The sequence below is a fragment of the Halomonas sp. SL1 genome, from assembly GCF_003030865.2.
Classification (GTDB): Bacteria; Pseudomonadota; Gammaproteobacteria; order Pseudomonadales; family Halomonadaceae; genus Halomonas; species Halomonas halophila.
Map to the genome: position 1 here is coordinate 53,984 of NZ_PYUQ02000003.1, position 21,249 is coordinate 75,232.

Consider the following 21,249-nt stretch of genomic DNA (forward strand, 5'->3'; position numbering starts at 1 on the left):
AGCCGTGCCTTTTTCGTTGTCACCTCGCCGAGCGGGCGCCAGACATGCCTCAGGCGTCGATCAGCTTGCGCGCCTCGCGCAGGTTGGCAAGCGTCATGGCGCAGGAGTCGGCGGCCTCGCGGCCCTTGGTCACGAAGTGTTCGTGGTAGAAGGCCGTGTGGGTGGCGTGCTCGTGGAAGTGGTGCGGGGTGAGCACCACCGACAGCACCGGCACCTCGGTGTCCAGCTGGACGCGCATCATGCCGTCGATCACCGCGTGGGCGACGAAGTCGTGGCGGTAGATGCCGCCGTCGACCACGAAGCCGGCGCCGACGATGGCGTCATAGCGGCCGCTTTTCGCCAGCAGCTTGGCCTGCAGCGGGATCTCGTAGGCGCCGGCGACGCTGACGACGTCGATGCGGTCGGCCGCGATGCCGTGCTGCTCGGCGAGGGTGGCGGTGAAGGCCTCGCGGGCCTGGCCGACGATGTCGCTGTGCCAGCTGGCCTGGATGAAGGCGATGCGGGGGGCGTGTTCGAACTTCGACTGATTCATGGTCTTCCTCGAAAAAGCTACCAGAATCAGGGCATGCGGAACCGTCGACGGATAAACGGGGCGTGCGGCATCGACCGCGCGTCCGCGCCTTCCCGGCTGGGGTGCCGTTCTCTTTCATCCGGACTGTGACCGTCGGCTTCGGGATCTCACCGAATCTGCTGACCCCGGCGGCCGTGTTGGCCGGCCGGGCGCTCGCGGGCTCGTGTCGCTGGCAGGCTCGTATCGAACGAGGCGCGCGGGACCATCACCGCCGGTGGGGACTTTCACCCCGCCCTGAGAACAGTGGCCATGGGACATGGCCGAGGCCTCATCATAGGGGCTCGCGCGGGGCGCGCCAAGGCGTGGCGTCCACAAAAAAGGCACGGCGTGAGCCGTGCCTTCTCGATGTCGCAGAGAGTGTTGCGATCAGTCGTCGTCGGCATCGTCCAGCAGCTGCTCGGCCTCGCCCACCACGTTTTCCACGGTGAAGCCGAAGTGCTTGAACAGGTCGCCGGCCGGGGCGGACTCGCCGAAGGTGCTCATGCCGACGATGCGGCCCTCGAGACCCACGTACTTGTACCAGAAGTCGCGATGACCGGCCTCGACGGCGATGCGGTTGCCCACTTCGGCCGGCAGCACGGCCTGGCGGTAGGCGGCGTCCTGGGCGTCGAAGACGTCGGTGGACGGCATCGACACCACGCGCACCGCGCGGCCCTGCTCGGCGAGCACGGCGGCGGCGTCCATGGCCAGGCCGACCTCGGAGCCGGTGGCGATCAGGATAAGGTCAGGCGTCACCACACGGTCCTTGAGCACGCTCTCTTTCAGAACGTATCCACCGCGCTGGATGTCGGCCAGCTGCTGGGTGTCGCGCTGCTGGTGCGGCAGGCCCTGGCGGGACAGCACCAGCGCGGTCGGGCCGGCCTGACGCTTGATGGCCGCGTTCCAGGCCGCGGCGGTCTCCACGGCGTCGCAGGGGCGCCAGGTGGAGAGATTCGGCGTGGTGCGCAGGCTAGTCAGCTGCTCGACCGGCTGGTGGGTCGGGCCGTCCTCGCCCAGGCCGATGGAGTCGTGGGTGAAGACATAGGCCGCGCGCTGGCCCATCAGCGCCGCCATGCGCACGGCATTGCGCATGTATTCCATGAAGATCAGGAAGGTGGCGCCGTAGGGCACGAAGCCGCCGTGCAGGGCCAGGCCGTTCATGATCGCGCCCATGCCGAACTCGCGCACGCCGTAGTGCAGGTAGTTGCCGCCCGGCACGTCGGTGGAGATCGCCTCGGCGCCCTTCCAGAAGGTCAGGTTGGACGGCGCCAGGTCGGCGCTGCCGCCGAGCAGTTCGGGCAGCTGCGGGCCGAGCTCGTTGAGGCAGGCCAGCGAGGCCTTGCGGCTGGCGACGGAGTCGCCCTTTTCCTGGGCCTGCTTGATCATCGCCTCGCTGGTCAGCTCGGCGGGCAGCTCGCCCTTCTGGCGGCGCAGGAACTCGCGGGCCAGCTCCGGGTGGGCCTCGGCGTAGCGGTCGAAGCGCGTCTGCCACTCGGCCTGGCGGGTGCTGCCGGCCTCGTTGGCGTCCCAGCCCTGGTAGATGTCTTCCGGCACGTGGAAGGGCGCGTGGGACCAGCCCAGCTGCTGACGGGCCGCGGCGACCTCGTCCTCGCCCAGGGCGGCGCCGTGGCACTCTTCCTTGCCCTGCTTGTTGGGCGCGCCGAAGCCGATGATGGTCTTGCAGACGATCAGGCTCGGCTTGTCGTCGTGCTGGCGGGCCAGCTCGATGGCGGCCTTGATCTCCTCGGGCTTGTGGCCATCGACGGCGGGCACCACGTGCCAGCCGTAGGCCTCGAAGCGCTTGGCGGTGTCGTCGGTGAACCAGCCCTCGACCTCGCCGTCGATGGAGATGCCGTTGTCGTCGTAGAAGGCGATCAGCTTGCCCAGCTGCTGGGTGCCGGCCAGCGAGCTGACCTCGTGGGAGACGCCTTCCATCAGGCAGCCGTCACCCAGGAAGCAGTAGGTGTAGTGGTCGACGATCTCGTGGCCCGGGCGGTTGAACTGGGCCGCCAGGGTGCGCTCGGCGAGCGCCATGCCCACGGCGTTGGCCAGGCCTTGGCCCAGCGGGCCGGTGGTGGTCTCGACGCCCGGCGCGTAGCCGTATTCCGGGTGGCCGGCGGTCTTGGCGTGCAGCTGGCGGAAGTTCTGCAGCTGTTCCAGGCCGAGCTCGTAGCCGGAGAGGTGCAGCAGGGAATAGAGCAGCATGGAGCCGTGGCCGTTGGACAGCACGAAGCGGTCGCGGTCCGGCCAGTGCGGGTCGGCCGGGTTGTGCTGGAGGTAGTCGTTCCACAGCACCTCGGCGATGTCGGCCATGCCCATGGGGGCGCCGGGGTGGCCGGAATTGGCCTTCTGGACGGCGTCCATGGACAGGGCGCGAATGGCATTGGCCAGTTCGAAACGGGACGGCATGGGGGTCAGCTCCTCGCCTGCGGCAGATAAGTAGCAATGACGCAGCCCGGTCGGGGGTGGCCGGGCATGGATCTCGGCTGGAATGTGCCGCGAAATGGGGCGGCACGCACGAATCAGGGCGAACATTGTCGCCGAATGGGCCGCGGCCTTCAAATCGCCGCGCCAGCGTGCGCGCCTGGCGGCCCCGGCGTCGGAGCGGCGCTAGGAAGCCCCGCGGCGAGCGTGTAAAATCCGCTCCCAGCCGGTCCGCCCGGGCCTCGGCGCCATGCCACCGCCCGAGCCTTGGGGCCAGATGCCTTCCTCCCATTTCCTGAGGGCCGAGGACGCCATGAGCGAATACTCCCTGTTTACCTCCGAATCCGTCTCCGAGGGGCACCCGGACAAGATCGCGGATCAGATCTCCGACGCGGTGCTCGACGCCATCATCGCCCGCGACCGCAACGCCCGCGTGGCTTGCGAGACCATGGTCAAGACCGGCGTGGCCATCGTCGCCGGCGAGATCACCACCTCGGCCTGGGTCGACCTGGAGGACCTGGTGCGCCGGGTGATCCTCGACATCGGCTATACCTCCTCCGACGTCGGCTTCGACGGCGAGACCTGCGGCGTGCTCAACCTGATCGGCAAGCAGAGCGTCGACATCGCACAGGGCGTCGACCGCAGCAAGCCCGAGGACCAGGGCGCCGGTGACCAGGGCCTGATGTTCGGCTACGCCACCGACGAGACCGACTCCTACATGCCGGCGCCGATCCACTACTCGCACCGTCTGGTGGAGCGCCAGGCCGAGCTGCGCCGCAACGGCATGCTGCCGTGGCTGCGTCCGGACGCCAAGAGCCAGCTGACCTTCCGCTACGACGAGCACGGCAAGCCCTGCGCCGTCGACGCCGTGGTGCTCTCCACCCAGCACGACCCGGAGATCGACCAGGACGACCTGCGCAAGATGGTCAAGCGCGAGATCATCGAGCAGGTGATCCCGGCCGAGTGGCTGACCGAGACCACCGAGTACCACATCAACCCGACCGGCAAGTTCGTGATCGGCGGCCCGGTGGGCGACTGCGGCCTGACCGGGCGCAAGATCATCGTCGACACCTACGGCGGCATGGCCCGCCACGGCGGCGGCGCCTTCTCCGGCAAGGATCCGTCCAAGGTCGACCGCAGCGCCGCCTACGCCGGCCGCTACGTGGCCAAGAACATCGTCGCCGCGGGCCTGGCCGAGCGCTGCGAGATCCAGGTCTCCTACGCCATCGGCGTGGCCGAGCCGACCTCGGTGTCGGTCAACACCTTCGGTACCGGCCGCATCAGCGACGAGCGCATCATCGAGCTGGTCCGCGAGCACTTCGATCTGCGGCCCAATGCCATCACCAGGATGCTCGACCTGCTGCACCCGATGTATCGCCTGACCGCGGCCTACGGCCATTTCGGCCGCGAGCCGTTCGAGACCTCCTACACCTGGACCGACACCCAGGGCGAGGAGCACACCGAGACCTTCACCGCCTTCCCCTGGGAGAAGACGGATCGCGCCCAGGCGCTGCGCGACGCCGCCGGCCTGTAAGCGACCTCGCCTCCGGGTGACTCGGGGCCCCGTCCGGCACATCGCCGGGCGGGGCCCTTTGCTAGGGTTGAGGCAGGCCCTCCGGAGTGCTCGCCATGCCGCGCCGTCTTTCCCTCCTTCTCCTCTGCCTGTGGTCGTTGCCGCTGCTCGCCGACTGTCCGAGCTGGTCGACGCCCCGTGCCGAGTGCGAGCTCAGCGCATTGCACGACCGCCTGAGCGCCTGGAACGCCGCCTATCGCCGCGACGGTAGCTCGCCGGTAAGCGACGCCGTCTATGATCAGGCCCGAGCGCGTCTCGACGACTGGCGCCGCTGCTTTCCCGAGCAGGCCCCCGATGCGCCGGCACCTGACACCGGCCCGGCCGGCGAGCTCGCCCATCCCGTCGCTCAGACCGGGCTTGCCAAGCTCGCGGATGAAGACGCCTTGCGCGCCTGGCTGGCGCGACGTGACGGCGCCTGGCTGCAGCCCAAGGTGGACGGCGTGGCGGTGACGCTGGTCTACGAGGACGGCCGGCTGGCTCGGGCGATCAGCCGCGGCGACGGTGAAAGCGGACAGGACTGGACGTGGCAAGTACGGCGCTTGCCCGCGGTGCCCGAGCGGCTGATGGGCGCGCCGCCGGCCCGCGTGGTGCTGCAGGGCGAGCTCTACCGGCGCCTCGACGGCCACGTTCAGGCGGAGACGGGAAGCGCGGGCGCGCGCAGCGAGGTGGCGGGCTGGCTGGCCCGGGAGCGGCTCGATGCGACCACGGCCGGCGAGATCGGCCTGTTCGTGTGGGCCTGGCCCGACGGGCCGGCGGCCATGGACGAGCGCCTCGAGGGCCTCGCCGCCATGGGCTTCCCCGAGACGGCGCGCTGGAGCCGCCCCGTGGCGGCGTTTGAGGAGGTGAAGCGCCTGCGCGAGCGCTGGTATCGCGGCGCGCTGCCCTTCGCCACCGACGGCGTGGTGCTCAAGCAGGGCCATCGGCCGAGCGGCGAGCGCTGGCGGGCCGAGCCGCCCGGCTGGGCCGCGGCCTGGAAGCATCCGCCACGGGAGGCGCTGGCCGAGGTGCGCGGCGTCGAGTTCCGCGTCGGCCGCACCGGGCGCATCACGCCGCTGCTGCATCTGGTGCCGGTGACCCTCGATGGGCGCCGCGTGAGCCGGGTGTCGGCGGGCTCGCTCGAACGCTGGGAGACACTCGATATTCGCCCCGGCGATCGCGTGGTCGTGGCCCTGGCCGGGCTGACGATCCCGCGGCTGGACGGCGTGGCCTGGCGGGCGGTCGAGCGGCCCGACCTCTCGCCGCCGTCCGCCGATGACCATGGCCCGCTTTCCTGCTGGCACCCGACGCCGGGCTGCGAGGGCCAGTTCCTCGAACGGCTGGCCTGGCTCTCCGGCGGGTCGGCGCTGGATATCCCGGGTCTCGGGCCGGGCACCTGGCGCGCCCTGGTCGAAGCCGGCCTGGTGCGGGGGCTGCTCGACTGGCAGGCGCTGTCGCAGGACGCGCTCGCCCGCGCCGACGGCATCGGCGAGGTCCGCGCCCGGCGGCTGGCCGAGCGCTTCGCGGCGACCCGGGCGCGGCCGTTCGCCGCCTGGCTCGAGGCCCTCGGGCCGCCGCCTGGCTGGGACGTCGGGGACACCACGGGCTGGACGACACTGGCCGCTCGACGCGTGACGGACTGGCGAGGCCTGCCCGGCGTGGGGCCGGTGCGGGCCAAGGCGCTCGCGGCCTTCTTCGCCGACCCGCAGGTACGAACGCTGGCGGCCCGGCTCGAGGCGGCCGGCATCGATGGTTTCTCGGGCGCCGCGAATGTCCTCCCCGCGCAGCGTTGATTGTCCGCCGCTCGGCGGGCTGCCTATAGTGAGGGTCACGCTTTTCGTCGAGAAGAGGTGACCCATGAACCAGCCCGCCGTATCCGCCCCGCCGACCACGGACCACAAGGTGGCCGACATCGAACTGGCCGACTGGGGCCGACGCGAGATCCGCATCGCCGAGACCGAGATGCCGGCGCTGATGGCGATCCGCGACAAGTATCGCGACCGCCAGCCCCTGGCCGGGGCGCGCATCGCCGGCTGCATCCACATGACCATCCAGACCGCGGTGCTGATCGAGACCCTGATCGACCTGGGCGCCACCGTGCGCTGGTCGTCGTGCAACATCTTCTCCACCCAGGATCACGCCGCCGCGGCCATCGCCGCCGCCGGCATCCCGGTATTCGCCTGGAAGGGCGAGACGGAAGAGGAGTTCTGGTGGTGCATCGAGCAGACCGTGGAGGGCCCCGACGGCTGGTCGCCCAACCTGGTGCTCGACGACGGCGGCGACCTCACCGCACTGCTCCACGACAAGCGCCCCGAGCTGCTCGACGCCGTCCACGGCATCAGCGAGGAGACCACCACCGGCGTGCACCGGCTGCTGGAGATGGCCCGGGACGGCTCGCTGCGGGTGCCAGCGATCAACGTCAACGACGCGGTGACCAAGTCCAAGAACGACAACAAGTACGGCTGCCGCCACTCGCTGAGCGATGCCATCAAGCGCGCCACCGACCACCTGCTGGCCGGCAAGCAGGCGCTGGTGGTCGGCTATGGCGACGTGGGCAAGGGCTCGGCGGCCTCGCTGCGCCAGGAAGGCATGATCGTGAAGATCAGCGAGATCGACCCGCTGTGCGCCATGCAGGCCTGCATGGACGGCTTCGAGGTGGTCTCGCCCTACTCGGGCGGCGTCAACGGCGGCATGCAGAGCATCGACCGCGCGCTGCTGTCGCGCATCGACCTTGTGGTGACCGCCACCGGCAACATCGACGCCTGCGACGCGGCCATGCTCAAGACGCTCAAGCCCGGCGCGGTGGTGTGCAACATCGGCCACTTCGACAGCGAGATCGACACCGCCTACATGCGCCGCCAGTGGCACTGGGAGGAGGTCAAGCCGCAGGTCCACAAGGTCTACCGCGACAGCGATCCCGGCGAATACGACCCGGACAGCCGCGACTACCTGATCCTGCTCTCGGAGGGGCGGCTGGTGAACCTCGGCAACGCCACCGGCCACCCGTCGCGGGTGATGGACGGCTCCTTCGCCAACCAGGTGCTGGCGCAGATCCACCTCTATGAGGGGCGCTTCGCCGAGCGCGACGAGGCCGAGCGGCGCGCAGCACTCACCGTCTCGGTGCTGCCGCGCCACCTGGACGAGGAAGTCGCCCGCTACATGGTGGAAGGCTTCGGCGGCGTGGTCACCCGCCTGAGCGAGGCCCAGGCCGAGTACACCGGCGTCGCGCCCGAGGGTCCGTTCAAGCCCGATGGGTATCGCTACTAGGTCTGGCTTCGACCGGAGCTGGAAGAACGCCCGCTTCGCGGGCTTAAGCTGGAAGCTTGAAGAAGACTCTTGACCCCATGATGGCGGGTTCATGCTGTCTTCCAGCTTCCAGCGACATGGGATCGTCACCTCGTCGCCCGGGGACTGTCATGCGCGGCGGGCATCCTGACCGGGTCACGTCAGGAGAATGCCCATGTCGACGCCCCCACGCGCGCGAACCCTCTTCGTGTCCGACATCCATCTCGGTACCCGGGACTGCCAGGCCGAGCTGCTGGCCAGCCTGCTGCGCCGGGTGCGGCCGGAGCGGCTCTATCTGGTCGGCGACATCGTCGACCTGATCGCCATGCAGAAGCGGGCGGTGCTGCCGCCGGCCCAGCAGCGGCTGGTGGCCAGGCTGCTGCGGCTGGCCCGCGGCGGCTGCGAGATCATCTATATCCCCGGCAATCACGACGCCGCCCTGCGCCGGCTGTGTGGGCTGCGCGTCCATCGGGTGCAGATCGAGCGCCGGGCGATCCACGTCACCGCCGACGGCCGGCGGCTGTTGGTCAGCCACGGCGACGAGTTCGACACCCACGTGCGCATCGCGCCCTGGATGCTGGCGCTGGGCGACGGCATGCACCAGTTCGTGCTGGCGCTCAACCGCTGGTGCAACCGTGCCCGGGGCGTGCTGGGGCTGCCGTACTGGTCGCTGGCCAGCGCGCTGAAGCGCCGGGTCGGCGCGGCCCAGCGCTACGTCGCCCAGTTCGAGCAGGCCGCCCTGCATCAGGCGGCCCGGGAGGGGCTCGACGGCTACGTCGGCGGGCATATCCACAAGGCCGGCTTCCGCGCCCGGGACGGCGTGCTCTACTGCAACGACGGCGACTGGGTCGAGCATTGCACCGCGCTGCTCGAGACCCCGGACGGCGCCCTGAGGCTGATCGACTGGCGGGGCGAGCTGATCGAGCGCGAGCCGCTCGTCGACGCCCTGGCCGTGCCCGAGGACGCGGATCTGGTCGGCGCCGCCCGGGTGCCGTGAGGCGCGGCTGGCCCGAGCGCGATCAGCCGCTGATCAGCGGCAGCATCCAGCCGAGATAGAACGGGATCAGCAGCGGGGCGGCGAGGGTGGTGAGCAGCACGGCCAGGGCGCCCTTCTCCGGGGCCATGCCGAGCTCCATGGCGACCACCACCACGTTGGCGGCCATCGGCACCACGCCGATCAGCAGCAGCGCCGTGGCCAGTGCGGGCGACAGGCCGGTCGTGGCCTGCAGGGCCAGTACCGCGCCCAGCGCCAGCAGCGGCCAGAAGACGTAGCGCACCGCCACGCAGGCGCCGATGAAGCGCCAGTCGAACTGGCGTATCGAGACCCGCCCCAGCGTCATGCCGATGATCATCATGCCGAGCAGGGTGTAGGCGGGCGGGAAGACCTCGAGCCCCTCCATCACCGCGTTCGGCACCTCGAGGTCGGCGCCCTCCACCAGCAGCGCCGCCAGGAAGGCGTAGATCAGCGGCAGGCGCAGGATCTTGGCCAGGCTGTCGCGCACCGAGAAGCGACCCCGGGCGCTGAGATAGAAGCCCAGAGTGAACTCGTAGAGGGTCACGCCCAGCACGCCGAACAGGTACAGCGTCACGCCCTCCGGCGGCAGCAGCACCAGCGCCACCGGCAGGCCGAAGTAGCCGGTGTTGCCGGTGCCGGCGGAGAAGGCCAGCACCGCGCCTTCCTCGCCGGGCAGGGCGCGCCGGGCCACCGCGCTGACCAGCAGTGCCACCAGGCAGGCGGCGGCGAACAGCGAGGCGGTGATCAGCAGGTAGGCCGGGGTCGGCCCGCCGAGGATCAGCCCGCGGAAGAAGGTCAGCGGGGCGATCAGGTAGATCAGCAGGGTAGCGATGGGGCGGGGATCGACGGCCAGCCGCCGGGCCGCCAGCCAGCCCAGGCCGACGAAGGCCAGCAGCGTCCACAGCGGGCCCATTAGGGTATCGGGATCGAGGCTCATGCGTCGTCGTCTTCCTTGTCGAGCGAGGCCTCATGATGCCTGTTCGAGGCAGGACTGTCAGGCGGCCGCGGCGGGTATCTGGAGTCTCAGTCATGAGGAACCCGGGCTCTACATGAAAGAAATCGATACAGGACCGACGAAACTTTCATTGGTCGGCGCGCCGCCGGCTGTCCACAATAGGCGCATTCATCCGCCGCCCGTCGCCGACGCGGCTCCTTCACCGCTCCATCAAGAGGACTGGATCGATGAGCGCACAAGAGCACCCGCTGGGTATCAGCTTCGAATTCTTCCCGCCGAACACCGAGGCCGGGCGTGACAAGCTGATGCAGACCCGGGATGCCCTGGCCACCCGCGGCCCGCGCTTCTTCTCCGTCACCTACGGCGCCGGCGGCTCCACCCAGCATCGCACCACCGACACCGTGCGCATGGTGCGCGAGTCCGGCTTCACCACCGCGCCGCACCTGTCCTGCATCGGCAGCGAGAAGGCGGCCCTGCGCGACCTGCTGGCCCAGTATCGCGAGGAAGGCATCGACAGCCTGGTGGCCCTGCGCGGCGACCTGCCCTCCGGCATGGGCGGCATCGGCGAGCTGCGCTATGCCAACGAACTGGTCGAGTTCATCCGCGAGGAGACCGGCGACCACTTCAACATCGCCGTGGCCGCCTATCCGGAGACCCATCCTCAGGCGCCGAACGCCGACCGCGACGTGGAGAACTTCGCGCGCAAGATGAAGGCCGGGGCGAACCTCGCCATCACCCAGTACTTCTTCAACGCCGACGCCTATTTCCGCTTCGTCGAACGGGCCCGCGCCCTGGGCGTCGAGGCGCCGATCGTGCCCGGTATCATGCCGATCACCAACTACACCAAGCTGGCACGCTTCTCCGATGCCTGCGGCGCCGAGATTCCGCGCTGGATCCGCAAGCAGCTCGAGGCCTACGGCGACGACAGCGAGTCCATCGCCGCCTTCGGCGAGGACGTGATCTCACGCCTGAGCCAGCGCCTGCTCGACGGCGGCGCGCCGGGGCTGCACTTCTACACGCTGAACCAGGCCGAGCCCTCACTGCGGGTGGTGGACAACATCTGCGGCTGAGCCCAAGGGCAGCCCCGGCTGCACTTCCCTTTCTATCTCGGCCTGAACCAGGCCGAGCCCATGCTGAGGGTGGTGGACAACATCTGCGGCTGAGCCCAAGGGCAGCCCCGGCTGCACTTCCCTTTCTATCTCGGCCTGAACCAGGCCGAGCCCTCGCTGCGGGTGGTGGACAACATCTGCGGCTGAGCCCAAGGGCAGCCCCGGCTGCACTTCCCTTTCTATCTCGGCCTGAACCAGGCCGAGCCCACGCTGCGGGTGGCGGACAACATCTGCGGCTGAGCCGATGGCGCAGCGTGACGTAAGAAGGGCCCTGCCAGCGATGGCAGGGCCTTTTGTTTTCCGGCTCGTGGGAAGCCGGCGCATCGACGGTCCGTCTCCCGAACACATCTGTCTCCTGAATAGGCCGCGAGCCGTATCGGCTGGAGCCCGTGCCCGGTGACGCGGACAACGCAAAAGGGCCCGCCAATGGCGGGCCCTTTCTGCATCCATGCTTCGGCGATGGCGGTCGCGTCAGTTCGACGCCGCGGTGTGGGGCGTGCCGCCGCCGTGGCGGCCACGCTGCATCAGCAGCAGTACCGCGCCGATGGCCAGGCCGGCCACGTCGGTGACGATGCCGCCGTAGATCATGCACAGCGCGCCGACCAGCATCACCAGCCGCTGCCACTGCTTCACCGGGCCGAAGAACCAGGACTGCACGGTGGCCGACAGCAGCACGATGCCGAGGGTGGCGGTCACGCCGACCCGCAGGATCTGCAGCCAGGAGCCTTCCATCAGCATCGCCGGGCTGTAGAAGAACATGAACGGCACGATGAAGGCGGCCAGGCCGATCTTGAACGAGGCCACCGAGGTGCCCATGGCGTTGTCACCGGAGATGCCCGCGGCCGCGTAGGAGGCCAGCGCCACCGGCGGGGTGATCGCCGAGACCACCGCGAAGTAGAACACGAAGAAGTGCGCCACCAGCGGCTGGATGCCGATCTCGATCAGGCCGGGCGCGACCACCGAGGCGGCCACCGCGTAGGCGGCCGTGGTCGGCATGCCCATGCCCAGCAGGATCGAGATGCACATGGCGAAGAACAGCGCCAGCAGCTGGCTGACGCCGGCCAGGCCGAGCAGCAGCGAGGAGAAGCGCGCGCCGACGCCGGTCAGGGCGATGACGCCGACGATCAGGCCGGCGCAGGCGCACACGGCGATGATCTGGATGGCCATGGTGCCGGCCAGCTGCAGGGCCTTGAGGATGGCGCGGGGGCCCATCTTGTAGGGCGAGATCCAACTCACCACGGCGGCCGAGGCGGTGGCCAGGGTGCCGGCGCGGATCACCGAGTAGCCCATGAACAGCGCGGCGATCAGGATGATGATCGGCGCGAACAGGTAGACCTGCTTGACCAGCTTCGAGAACAGCGGGATCTCGTCCTTGCGCATGCCGCGCATGCCCTTGCGGGCGGCCTCGAAGTCGACCATGCAGTAGATCGACAGGAAGTAGAGGATGGCCGGGATCAATGCCGCCACGGCGATCTCGGTGTACGGGATGCCGGTGACCTCGGCCATGATGAAGGCGCCCGCGCCCATGATCGGCGGCATGATCTGACCGCCGGTGGAGGCGGCGGCCTCGATGGCGCCGGCGCTACGCCCGGGGTAGCCGACCTTCTTCATCAGCGGGATGGTCAGCGAGCCGGTGGAGACCACGTTGCCGGCGCTGGTGCCGTTGATCATGCCCATCAGGCCGGAGGCGAAGATCGACACCTTGGCCGGGCCGCCGCGGGCTCGGCCGGCGGCGGCGAAGGCGAAGTTGACGAAGTAGTCGCCGACCTTCGAGGCCTGCAGGAAGGCGGCGAAGATGATGAACAGGATGATGTAGGTCGAGGACACCGCGGTGGTCGGCCCGAGCACGCCGGCGTCGGTGTAGACCTGGCTGAAGAAGCGGCCCACCGAGAGGCCCGGATAGCCGAGGAAGCCCGGCAGGTAGGGGCCGGCGAACACGTAGATCAGGAAGATGGAGGCGATGATCACCAGCGCCAGGCCGGCCACGCGGCGGGTCAGCTCGAGGATCAGCGCCGCGCCGGCGATCGCCGCGTAGGAGATGCCCATGGGCGCGAAGGGCGTACCGGTGGAGGCGCGCAGCGGGCTGTTGAACATCACCAGCAGGTAGCCGGCGCTGGCCACGGCGCAGACCATCAGCACCAGGTCGGCCGGCGACAGGCGGTGACGGTACTGGCGGAAGCTCCACGACAGCACGATGGCGGCGGCGGTGGCCAGCATCAGCGGATAGCCGTAGTGGAAGGCCTCGATCTCGGGGGCGATGCGCATGGCGCCGTCGTTCATCGCGCTCTGCATCATGAACACCTGATACAGCGCGTAGCCGGCGGGAATCAGCAGCGCATAGCTCAGCCAGCCCAGCCAGGCGGGCGAGCGGGCATGGCCCTCATCGGCGAAGCGGGTACCGGCGTAGAGGCCGTAGCCGAGGATCAGCGCGCCGCAGATGTGCACGATGCGGAACGACCAGGTCTCCATCGGATAGAGGTTCAGCGAGATCAGATGGAAGCTGGAGTAGGCGATGGCAATGGCGGCGAACAGCAGCCACTGCCAACCGGTGTAGAGGCGGCGGTTGGATTCCACCGCGTCGTCGTCGACGCCCTCGGCGACGACGGGAGTGACCTCCTCGTCGTCACGCTCGGCGTGACGGGGATCGGGATGCTGGGACATGGGAGTCACCCTCGGGGAACAGGCGACCCCGCACCGGGGCGGCGCGGGGTCGCGGGACGGTCAATGGATCAGAGCTGCTGGTCTTGCGGGATCTCGTAGCCGTTCTCTTCGTACCAGCGCACGGCGCCCGGGTGGAACGGCAGCACGGTGTTGTACTGGATGTTCTCCGGCACGCTGAACTGGGCGCTGCGGTGGATGTCGCGCATGCGGTCGTTGTTTTCCAGGCTCAGCTTGGTGATCTCGTAGACGAAGTCCTCGGGCAGGTCACAGCCACCGATGGTGAAGTTCCACATGGAGACCGCCTGGGCGTCTTCCTCGAGGGTCTGGTAGGTGCTGGCCGGGATCTGGAACGGCGAGACCGGGAAGGCGTCGACGATCTGCTGCTGCTCTTCCTCGGTGAACTCGATGATGTTGACGTCGGTCTGCACCTCGAGCTGGCTGACCGCCGGCACCGGGATGCCCGCGGCGAAGGCGATGACGTCGATCAGGCCGTCCTGCAGCTGGCCGCCGAGGTCGTTCCAGCCGCCGTTGCGGCGCTCGAAGTCCACGCCCAGCTCCTCGAGGATCTTCGGGAAGTAGGTGTCGGACGTGGAGGCCGCCGGGCCGAAGCCGATGGTGGCGCCGTCGGGGATGTCGGAGATCGACTCGATGCCGCTGTCGGCCAGGGTGGTGATGGAGAACGGGGTCTCGTACATCGGGAACAGTGCGCAGACGTTGTCCATCGGAACGCCGGGAGCCAGCGGGCTCTGGCCGGCCTTCGCCTCGGCGGCCGGGCCCATGGTGGTCAGGCCCAGGGCCAGGTCGCCGGTGTGTACCAGCGCCAGGTTCTGGTTGGGGCCGCCGGTCACTTCGCCGCCGCCGGAGAGGCCCAGCTCGTCGGCGATCATGTTGGCCCAGCCGGAACCGTAGACGAAGTAGGTGCCGCCCTGACTGGCGGTGCCCACGGTGAAGCTCTCCGGCCATTCGCTGCGATCGGCCTGGGCGGTGCCGGCGACCAGCATGGCGCCGGCCAGGGTGCCGGTGAGGATCCGGGTGGTGGTGGACATGGCGTTTCTCCCGTCGGGATTGTTCATTGTGGTCGGTCCGAGCGGAGAGTGCTCGGGCCGGCTTGCGACGCCCATGCAGCAGCAAGGGCCGTTCCACAACGGGAAAAGTTTCTTTATTTCATAAAGTTAAAAAAGAGTGTTTCGACAAAGGTCGAAGTCGATCGGATGAGGAAGTTCCGGGAATCCACACGCGGGATGGGCCACCATGTGCGGAATTCCGCACAGGCTCAGTCGGCGGCGTCCGGCGGGCTCAGCGCCTCCAGCAGGCGGCTGGCCTGATGCAGGTCGTTCATCAGCGAGGAGGCCTGCCAGGCGTCGAGCCGCTGCCGGCGCAGTCGCTCGGCCAGCTCGTGCTGCCAGTGGCGGCGGGTCTCTTCCAGCCCGCTGCCGGCCTGGGCGCTGTCCGGGGCGTTGGCCAGCCGGTTGAGGCCCTCGGCCACCGCCATGCGCAGGTCGTCGTGGGCCTCGCGCAGCGGGCTGTCGGGGGCGGCGTGGCGCAGCAGGCTGCGCTGCAGCACTTCGCCGAAGCGCACCGCCTCGACCAGCCGCAGGCTGCGCTCGTAGAGGGCGTTCAGGCGCGCTTCCTGCGCCTCGGTGAGCGGCACGTCGATGCGGGCGTAGAAGTCGAGGATCTCCGCCAGCAGCGGCTTGATGCGGGCGTGGTAGCGGGCGTTGACCGAGGGCCAGTCGTCGGGATCGATGGCGGCCCGGGCCGCCTCGCGGTCCGGCGGGTGGCCGATCACCTCGGCGCTGGGCATCAGGATCGCCGCGCACAGCAGGTGATAGGCGCGCCGCTCCAGGCGCCGCGCTTCCTGTTCCATGGCCGCCACGGCGGTGTCGGCGTGCTCCAGGGCGGTGTCGTCCAGGTAGCGGGCCTGGGCCGGGTCCTGGCGCGCGGGATCCGGAATCCAGCGCTCCAGCCACCCGGCCAGGCGGGGAATCCAGGGCAGCATCAGCAGGATGCCGAGGCCGTTGAACAGGGTGTGGAAGAGTGCCAGCTTCAGCGTCCAGTCGTCCGCGGCGATGCCGAACAGGCCGGCCAGGGCGTCGACCAGCCAGGCCAGCGGCAGCAGCAGGGCCAGGGCCACGCAGGCGGTGATCAGGTTGAAGATCACATGGGCGCCGGCCAGCCGGCGCCCGGCGCTGCCCGCGCCCAGGGCGCCGATCAGGGCGGTCACGGTGGTGCCGACGTTGGCGCCGATGGCGATGGCCAGCGCCGGCAGGTAGGGCAGCTGCCCCGAGGCCAGCGCGGTGAGGATGATCAGCAGCGTGGCGTGACTCGACTGCATCACCACGGTGGCGACCACGCCGAACAGCACGAACAGCGGCCAGTGCCAGACGCGCTCGCCGGCCAGACCGTCCAGCGACAGGCCGTCCTGCCAGGCCTCGAAGCCCAGCTTCATGAAGTCGATGCCGAGAAACAGCAGCCCCACGCCGAGCAGCAGGGTGGCGATGCCGGCGCGGGCGCCCTGCAGCACCCGCCCGCCGATCAGCCCCAGCGCCAGCAGCGGCATGGCGTAGCTGGCCAGGTCGATCTTGAGGCCGAAGGCGGCGATCAGCCAGGCGCCGGTGGTGGTGCCGAGGTTGGCGCCGAAGATCAGGGCGATGGCGCCGGGCAGGGCGACCAGCCCCGCGCCGACGAAGGACATCGCCAGCAGGGTGACCAGCGAGCTGGACTGGACCAGGGCGGTGGTCAGCGCGCCGACGCCGATGGCCCGCAGCGGGCCGCGGGTGGCGTCATGCAGCCAGCGGTCGAGGGTGCCGCCGGAGAGGCGCTTGATGGCGTCCTCGAGATGGGTCATGCCCCACAGGAAGACGCCGAGGCCGGCGGCCAGGGTGGCCAGGTCGACGCGCGCCACCAGCAGGGCGGCGGCCGCGGCCAGGCCGAGCGCCTCGAGCACCCGGCGGGGCGGGATCAGCGGTCGGGCCGCGGCGAACACGGGGAGCTCAGCCCTTGGGGTCGAGGATCTTCACGGTCTGCAGGTCGTCGGCCTGCGGCTGGCTCGGCTCGCGGTTGACCCGGGTCTCGAGCTCGGGCATCGCCTGCTCCTCGATGGGCAGCTGCTCGAAGAAGTCGCAGCTCACGCACTCGCGGTAGCGGATACTGTGCTGCTCCCAGCTGCGGATGCGATCCATCTCGGCGCAGCGCGGGCAGATGGCGCCGGCGATAAAGCGTTTCTGGGTGGCCATGAGGCCTCCTGGGAATCGATGAGTGTGGCGTGTCACGGCACGTCGTGTCGTCATTCTAACCGACACGGCGCGCCGGGGTGGGCCGGCGCGCCGTGTCGATGACGTCGGTCAGGCGGCTGTTTCGGGCCGCTTGATCAGGCCGCCCGGATGCCGCTGTGACGCAGCAACGGCTCGACGCTGGGCTCGCGGCCGCGGAAGGCGCGGAACAGCGCCGCGGCGTCGCGGGAGCCGCCGCGTTCGAGGATCTCGGTGCGGAAGCGACGGCCGGTCTCGGGGTCGAAGATGCCGGCCTCCTCGAAGGCGCTCCAGGCGTCGGCAGACAGCACCTCGGCCCACTTGTAGCTGTAGTAGCCCGCCGCATAGCCGCCGGCGAAGATGTGGCCGAAGCCGTTCTGGAAGCGGTTGAAGGCCGAGCGCGGCACCACCGAGACGGCGTCGCGCACCTCGTCGAGCAGCGCCTGGATGTCGTCGGCGGAGGGAGCGGCGACCTCGCGATGCAGGCGGAAGTCGAACAGCGAGAACTCGAGCTGGCGCGCCATGCCCATGGCCGACTGGAAGTTCTTGGCCGCCAGCAGCTTGTCGAACAGCTCCGCCGGCAGTGGCGCGCCGGTGTCGACGTGGCCGGCGATCAGGTCGAGGCCCTCGCGCTCCCAGCAGTAGTTCTCCATGAACTGGCTGGGCAGCTCCACTGCGTCCCAGGCCACGCCGTTGATGCCGGAGATGTCGGCGACGGTCTGGCGGGTCAGCATGTGGTGCAGGCCGTGGCCGAACTCGTGGAACAGGGTGGTGACCTCGTCGTGGGTCAGCAGCGCCGGCTTGTCGCCCACCGGGCGGGTGAAGTTGCAGGTCAGGTAGGCCACCGGCAGCTGCAGCGCGTCGCCCTCCAGGCGGCGCACCCGGCACTCGTCCATCCAGGCGCCGCCGCGCTTGCCCTCGCGGGCGTAGAGGTCGAGGTAGAAGCCGGCGATCGGCGCGCCGTCGTCGAGGATGCGGAAGTAGCGCACGTCCGGATGGTAGCGCGGGGCGTCCTCGTCTTCCTCGAAGGTCACGCCGTAGAGCCGCTCGACCACCTGGAACAGGCCGTCGACCACTCGCGGCGCGGGGAAGTAGGGGCGCAGCTGCTCCTGGGAGATGGCGAAGCGCGCCTCGCGCAGTTTCTCGCTGGCGTAGCCCACGTCCCAGGGCTCCAGGGCGGCCAGGCCCAGCTCGTCGCGGGCGAAGGCGGCGAGTTCGGCGAACTCCTCGCGGGCCTGGGGCACGGCGCGCTCGGCGAGGTCCTCGAGGAAGCCGATCACCTGCTCGGGCGACTCGGCCATCTTGGTGGCCAGCGAGTAGTCGGCGTAGGTGGCGAAGCCCAGCAGCTCGGCGAGCTCGCGGCGCAGCGCCAGGGTCTCCTCCATCACCGGGGCGTTGTCGAACTCGCCGGCGTTGGGGCCCTCGTCGGAGGCGCGGGTGACGAAGGCGGTGTAGACCTCGCGACGCAGCTCGCGGTCGTCGGCGTGGGTCATCACCGGCAGAAAGCTGGGGAAGTCCAGCGTGATGCGGTAGCCCTCGCGGCCCTTGGCCTCGGCGTTGGCCGCCAGCGTGGCCAGGGCGCTCTCGGGCAGGCCGGCCAGCCGGGTGGCGTCCGGCAGGTCCAGATGCCAGGCCTGGGTGGCGTCCAGCAGCTGGTTGGAGAAGGTGTTGGCGAGGCTCGACAGCCGCGACTGGATCTCGCCGTAGCGGCGCTTCTGTTCGGGCGGCAGGTCGACGCCGGCCAGCCGGAAGTCGCGCAGGGCGTTGTCCACGGTGCGGCGCTGGCCTTCGTCGAGCGCGGCCCAGGCCGGGCCGTCCTTGAGCGCCTGCCAGGCGCGGAACAGCCCCTCGTGCTGGCCGAGCCAGGTGCTGTAGTCGGAGAGCAGGCCAAGGCTGGTCTCGTAGGCCTGGCGCAGCGCCTCGTTGTTCATGGTGCCGTTGAGGTGCGAGACCGGCGACCAGGCCCGGGACAGGCGGTCGTTCAGCGCCTCCAGCGGCGCGGCCAGGCTCTCCCAGGTCGGCGTTTCCCGCTCGGCCCGGGCCACCAGGGTCTCGATGGCCTCGCGGTTCTCCGCCAGCAGCGTCTCGATGGCCGGCACCACGTGCTCGGGACGGATCTCGGCGAAGGGCGGCAGGGTGTGGGCGTCGAGCAGGGGGTTCGTGGACATGTGCACCTCGGGATGCAAAGGAGTGACAGCGCTTAGATGCGGGCGGCCGGGCCGGGTTTCAATGTGCTAGGCTTGGCGCCCTTTGCAACTTCAGGCCGGAGACGAGGCGATGAACGAGACCCTGGAGCGCTGGAGCAGCCGCCGCGCCTTCATCCTGGCGGTGACCGGGGCCGCGGTGGGGCTGGGTAACATCTGGCGCTTTCCCTATATCACCGGGGAGAACGGCGGCGCCGCCTTCCTGCTGCTCTACGTGGCCTTCGTGCTGCTGCTGGGGCTGCCGGTGATGATGGCCGAGATCCTGATCGGTCGCGCCGGGCGTAGAAGTCCGATGCAGTCGCTCAGCCACCTGGCGACCCAGGCCGGACACAGCCGCCACTGGCGGTGGCTGGGGCTGTTCGGCGCCTTCACGGTGTTCTGCATCCTGTCCTTCTACTCGGTGGTCTCAGGCTGGTCCATCGAGTTCCTCGTCTCGTCGATCAACGGCGACTTCGTCGGCCAGGACGCCGCCAGCATCGGTGCCGGTTTCGATGCCTTCCTCGCCGACCCCGCTCGCATGACCTTCAATCACACCCTGTTCCTGGTGATGACCATGCTGGTGGTGGCCGCCGGGGTGACCAAGGGGCTGGAACGGCTCAACAACATGCTGATGCCGCTGCTCTACCTGCTGCTGCTGGTGCTGGCCGGCCACGCTGCCACCACCAGCGGCTTCGGCCCGGCGCTGGCCTGGCTGTTCACGCCGGACCTGTCGGCGATGACGCCCATGGTGATGATCCATGCCATGGGCCATGCCTTTTTCACGCTGGCAGTGGGCGCCTGCGCGCTGATGGCCTACGGTGCCTACATGCCGGACCACCAGAGCCTGCCGCGGGCGGCGGCCGGGGTCGCGGTGCTGGACGTGACCGTCGCCCTGCTGGCCGGCATCGCCATCTTCTCGGTGGTGTTCGCCCAGGGCATGGACCCGGCCGAGGGCCCGGGGCTGATGTTCGTGACCCTGCCGGTGGCCTTCGCCGACCTGCCGTTCGGCGCCTTCTGGCTGTCGCTGTTCTTCCTGCTGCTGCTGCTGGCCACCTGGACCTCGTCGATCAACCTCGCCGAGCCGATGGTGGCCACGCTTCAGGGCTGGGGGCTCGGTCGCGGACAGGCCGCCGCCGTGGTGGGGGTGACGGTATGGCTGGTCGGCCTGCTGTCGGTGCTGTCGTTCTCGACGCTGGCCGACGTCCATGTGCTGTTCGGCATGAACGTCTTCGAGCTGGTGACCACGGTGCCACCGGAGATCTTCCTGCCGGTCGGCGGCGCGCTGATCGCGGTGTTCGCCGCCTGGGTGCTGCCCGAGGTGGAAGCGCTGCGGGCCCTGGACGCCGGGCCCACCGGCTTTCGCGTGTGGCGCACCACGGTGCGCTGGGTGTCGATTCCGCTGACGCTGGTAGTATTGATCTCCGGACTGATCTGACGACGGGAGGCGTGTGATGAGCGAAGCCAAGACCCTGAGGCCCTGGAAGGGCACGAGCCCGCAGCTGGGCGAACGCGTCTACATCGACCCGGCCTGCATGGTGCTGGGCGACGTGGTGCTGGGCGACGACTGCTCGGTGTGGCCGATGGCGGTGATCCGCGGCGACATGCACCGCATCCGCATCGGTCAGCGGGTGAGCATCCAGGACGGCAGCGTGCTGCACATCACCCATGCCAGCGACTTCAATCCCGACGGCTTCCCGCTGACCGTCGGCGACGATGTCACCGTCGGCCACAAGGCGATCCTGCACGGCTGCACCCTGGGCAATCGCATCCTGGTGGGCATGGGCGCCATCGTCATGGACGGCGTGGTGGTCGAGGACGAGGTGATCATCGCCGCCGGCGCCGTGGTGCCGCCGGGCAAACGCCTGGAGGGTGGCCACGTCTATGCCGGCAACCCGGCCAAGGCGCTGCGCCCGATCAAGGACAAGGAGCGCGCCTTCTTTCCCTATACCGCCGGCAATTACGTCAAATTGAAGGATGAGTATCTGGCGGCCGAAGAGTGATGGGCTGTGGCTCCGAGCGAGCGCTGGCTCGGGGCTCAGAGTCATCCGGCGGGGACACGCATGAATACGTCCCTGTAGCTCCCGGCGCCATCCATGGCGCAGGAGGTCCTCGTCGGATGACCCGTCGCCCCTTGTCCTGTCTGAGTACTGGACCTGGGGAGGCAGCGTGGCCTCAATGATGTGCAATAAAGGCGTAACCCGCCAACCGCTTGTTTTCTTTGGCCATGCCGAGCGCTAAACTGTTGTTTTATCCAGTCAGTGAGGCGC

The 21,249-nt window shown here is 69.5% G+C and carries 15 protein-coding genes and 1 riboswitch; of the genes, 7 read left to right on the forward strand and 8 right to left on the reverse strand.

Annotation, left to right across the window (positions count from 1 at the left end; translation table 11 throughout):
• Positions 1-49: 49 nt before the first annotated feature.
• Together C9J49_RS00880 and tkt are read right to left on the reverse strand one after the other, a co-directional pair.
• Entirely contained in the window at positions 50-532 is a 483-nt protein-coding gene (locus tag C9J49_RS00880; protein WP_107181139.1) for a 6,7-dimethyl-8-ribityllumazine synthase, read from the reverse strand.
• Positions 533-634: 102 nt separating this feature from the next.
• Positions 635-817: riboswitch (FMN riboswitch) on the reverse strand.
• Positions 818-937: 120 nt separating this feature from the next.
• Entirely contained in the window at positions 938-2,959 is a 2,022-nt protein-coding gene (gene tkt / locus C9J49_RS00885; RefSeq protein WP_107181140.1) for a transketolase, read from the reverse strand.
• A 328-nt stretch (positions 2,960-3,287) separates the two neighbouring features.
• Between tkt and metK the strand changes: the two genes are divergently transcribed.
• From metK to C9J49_RS00905, 4 genes are all read left to right on the forward strand, one after another.
• On the forward strand, positions 3,288-4,508 hold the full coding sequence (gene metK / locus C9J49_RS00890; protein ID WP_046078472.1) for a methionine adenosyltransferase: 1,221 nt from the start codon (positions 3,288-3,290) through the stop codon (positions 4,506-4,508).
• 95 nt (positions 4,509-4,603) lie between these two features.
• Positions 4,604-6,316, forward strand: a complete 1,713-nt coding sequence (gene ligB / locus C9J49_RS00895; protein ID WP_107181141.1) for an NAD-dependent DNA ligase LigB — start codon at positions 4,604-4,606, stop codon at positions 6,314-6,316.
• A 64-nt stretch (positions 6,317-6,380) separates the two neighbouring features.
• Positions 6,381-7,790: an adenosylhomocysteinase gene (gene ahcY, locus C9J49_RS00900; RefSeq protein ID WP_107181142.1), complete on the forward strand. Its 1,410-nt coding sequence runs from the start codon at positions 6,381-6,383 to the stop codon at positions 7,788-7,790.
• Positions 7,791-7,983: 193 nt separating this feature from the next.
• Positions 7,984-8,805, forward strand: a complete 822-nt coding sequence (locus C9J49_RS00905; protein WP_107181143.1) for a UDP-2,3-diacylglucosamine diphosphatase — start codon at positions 7,984-7,986, stop codon at positions 8,803-8,805.
• Positions 8,806-8,827: 22 nt separating this feature from the next.
• Here the strand turns inward: C9J49_RS00905 and C9J49_RS00910 are convergent, their stop codons facing one another.
• Entirely contained in the window at positions 8,828-9,760 is a 933-nt protein-coding gene (locus tag C9J49_RS00910; protein ID WP_107181144.1) for an AEC family transporter, read from the reverse strand.
• A 245-nt stretch (positions 9,761-10,005) separates the two neighbouring features.
• Between C9J49_RS00910 and metF the strand changes: the two genes are divergently transcribed.
• Positions 10,006-10,848, forward strand: coding sequence for a methylenetetrahydrofolate reductase [NAD(P)H] (metF, locus tag C9J49_RS00915; RefSeq protein WP_046078467.1), 843 nt, complete (start codon positions 10,006-10,008; stop codon positions 10,846-10,848).
• 510 nt (positions 10,849-11,358) lie between these two features.
• Here metF and C9J49_RS00920 read toward each other — a convergent pair.
• The 5 genes from C9J49_RS00920 to prlC form a co-directional block, all read right to left on the reverse strand.
• The gene (locus tag C9J49_RS00920) at positions 11,359-13,548 is read right to left on the reverse strand and encodes a TRAP transporter permease (protein ID WP_107181145.1); all 2,190 of its coding nucleotides are present in this window, start codon (positions 13,546-13,548) and stop codon (positions 11,359-11,361) included.
• A 68-nt stretch (positions 13,549-13,616) separates the two neighbouring features.
• The gene (locus C9J49_RS00925; protein WP_107181146.1) at positions 13,617-14,594 is read right to left on the reverse strand and encodes a TAXI family TRAP transporter solute-binding subunit; all 978 of its coding nucleotides are present in this window, start codon (positions 14,592-14,594) and stop codon (positions 13,617-13,619) included.
• 227 nt (positions 14,595-14,821) lie between these two features.
• Positions 14,822-16,534: a Na/Pi cotransporter family protein gene (locus C9J49_RS00930; protein WP_107181147.1), complete on the reverse strand. Its 1,713-nt coding sequence runs from the start codon at positions 16,532-16,534 to the stop codon at positions 14,822-14,824.
• Positions 16,535-16,541: 7 nt separating this feature from the next.
• Positions 16,542-16,784 (reverse strand): YheV family putative zinc ribbon protein, encoded by a 243-nt coding sequence (locus C9J49_RS00935; protein WP_107181148.1) that lies wholly within the window; start codon positions 16,782-16,784, stop codon positions 16,542-16,544.
• A gap of 134 nt (positions 16,785-16,918) precedes the next feature.
• A complete protein-coding gene (gene prlC / locus C9J49_RS00940) occupies positions 16,919-18,967 on the reverse strand; it encodes an oligopeptidase A (protein WP_107181149.1) in 2,049 nt (682 codons plus the stop codon).
• A gap of 109 nt (positions 18,968-19,076) precedes the next feature.
• Between prlC and C9J49_RS00945 the strand changes: the two genes are divergently transcribed.
• Positions 19,077-20,417 (forward strand): sodium-dependent transporter, encoded by a 1,341-nt coding sequence (locus C9J49_RS00945; protein WP_035597138.1) that lies wholly within the window; start codon positions 19,077-19,079, stop codon positions 20,415-20,417.
• Positions 20,418-20,433: 16 nt separating this feature from the next.
• Positions 20,434-20,982: a gamma carbonic anhydrase family protein gene (locus C9J49_RS00950; protein ID WP_046078462.1), complete on the forward strand. Its 549-nt coding sequence runs from the start codon at positions 20,434-20,436 to the stop codon at positions 20,980-20,982.
• Positions 20,983-21,249 lie beyond the last annotated feature (267 nt).

Excerpts from the sequence above, each read along its gene's own strand:
- C9J49_RS00920 (WP_107181145.1), bottom strand. The coding sequence starts at position 13,548 with ATGTCCCAGCATCCCGATCCCCGTCACGCCGAGCGTGACGACGAGGAG.
- C9J49_RS00910 (WP_107181144.1), bottom strand. The coding sequence starts at position 9,760 with ATGAGCCTCGATCCCGATACCCTAATGGGCCCGCTGTGGACGCTGCTG.
- C9J49_RS00925 (WP_107181146.1), bottom strand. The coding sequence starts at position 14,594 with ATGTCCACCACCACCCGGATCCTCACCGGCACCCTGGCCGGCGCCATG.
- C9J49_RS00905 (WP_107181143.1), top strand. The coding sequence starts at position 7,984 with ATGTCGACGCCCCCACGCGCGCGAACCCTCTTCGTGTCCGACATCCAT.
- prlC (WP_107181149.1), bottom strand. The coding sequence starts at position 18,967 with ATGTCCACGAACCCCCTGCTCGACGCCCACACCCTGCCGCCCTTCGCC.
- ahcY (WP_107181142.1), top strand. The coding sequence starts at position 6,381 with ATGAACCAGCCCGCCGTATCCGCCCCGCCGACCACGGACCACAAGGTG.
- tkt (WP_107181140.1), bottom strand. The coding sequence starts at position 2,959 with ATGCCGTCCCGTTTCGAACTGGCCAATGCCATTCGCGCCCTGTCCATG.
- C9J49_RS00880 (WP_107181139.1), bottom strand. The coding sequence starts at position 532 with ATGAATCAGTCGAAGTTCGAACACGCCCCCCGCATCGCCTTCATCCAG.
- metF (WP_046078467.1), top strand. The coding sequence starts at position 10,006 with ATGAGCGCACAAGAGCACCCGCTGGGTATCAGCTTCGAATTCTTCCCG.
- metK (WP_046078472.1), top strand. The coding sequence starts at position 3,288 with ATGAGCGAATACTCCCTGTTTACCTCCGAATCCGTCTCCGAGGGGCAC.
- C9J49_RS00935 (WP_107181148.1), bottom strand. The coding sequence starts at position 16,784 with ATGGCCACCCAGAAACGCTTTATCGCCGGCGCCATCTGCCCGCGCTGC.
- C9J49_RS00950 (WP_046078462.1), top strand. The coding sequence starts at position 20,434 with ATGAGCGAAGCCAAGACCCTGAGGCCCTGGAAGGGCACGAGCCCGCAG.
- ligB (WP_107181141.1), top strand. The coding sequence starts at position 4,604 with ATGCCGCGCCGTCTTTCCCTCCTTCTCCTCTGCCTGTGGTCGTTGCCG.
- C9J49_RS00945 (WP_035597138.1), top strand. The coding sequence starts at position 19,077 with ATGAACGAGACCCTGGAGCGCTGGAGCAGCCGCCGCGCCTTCATCCTG.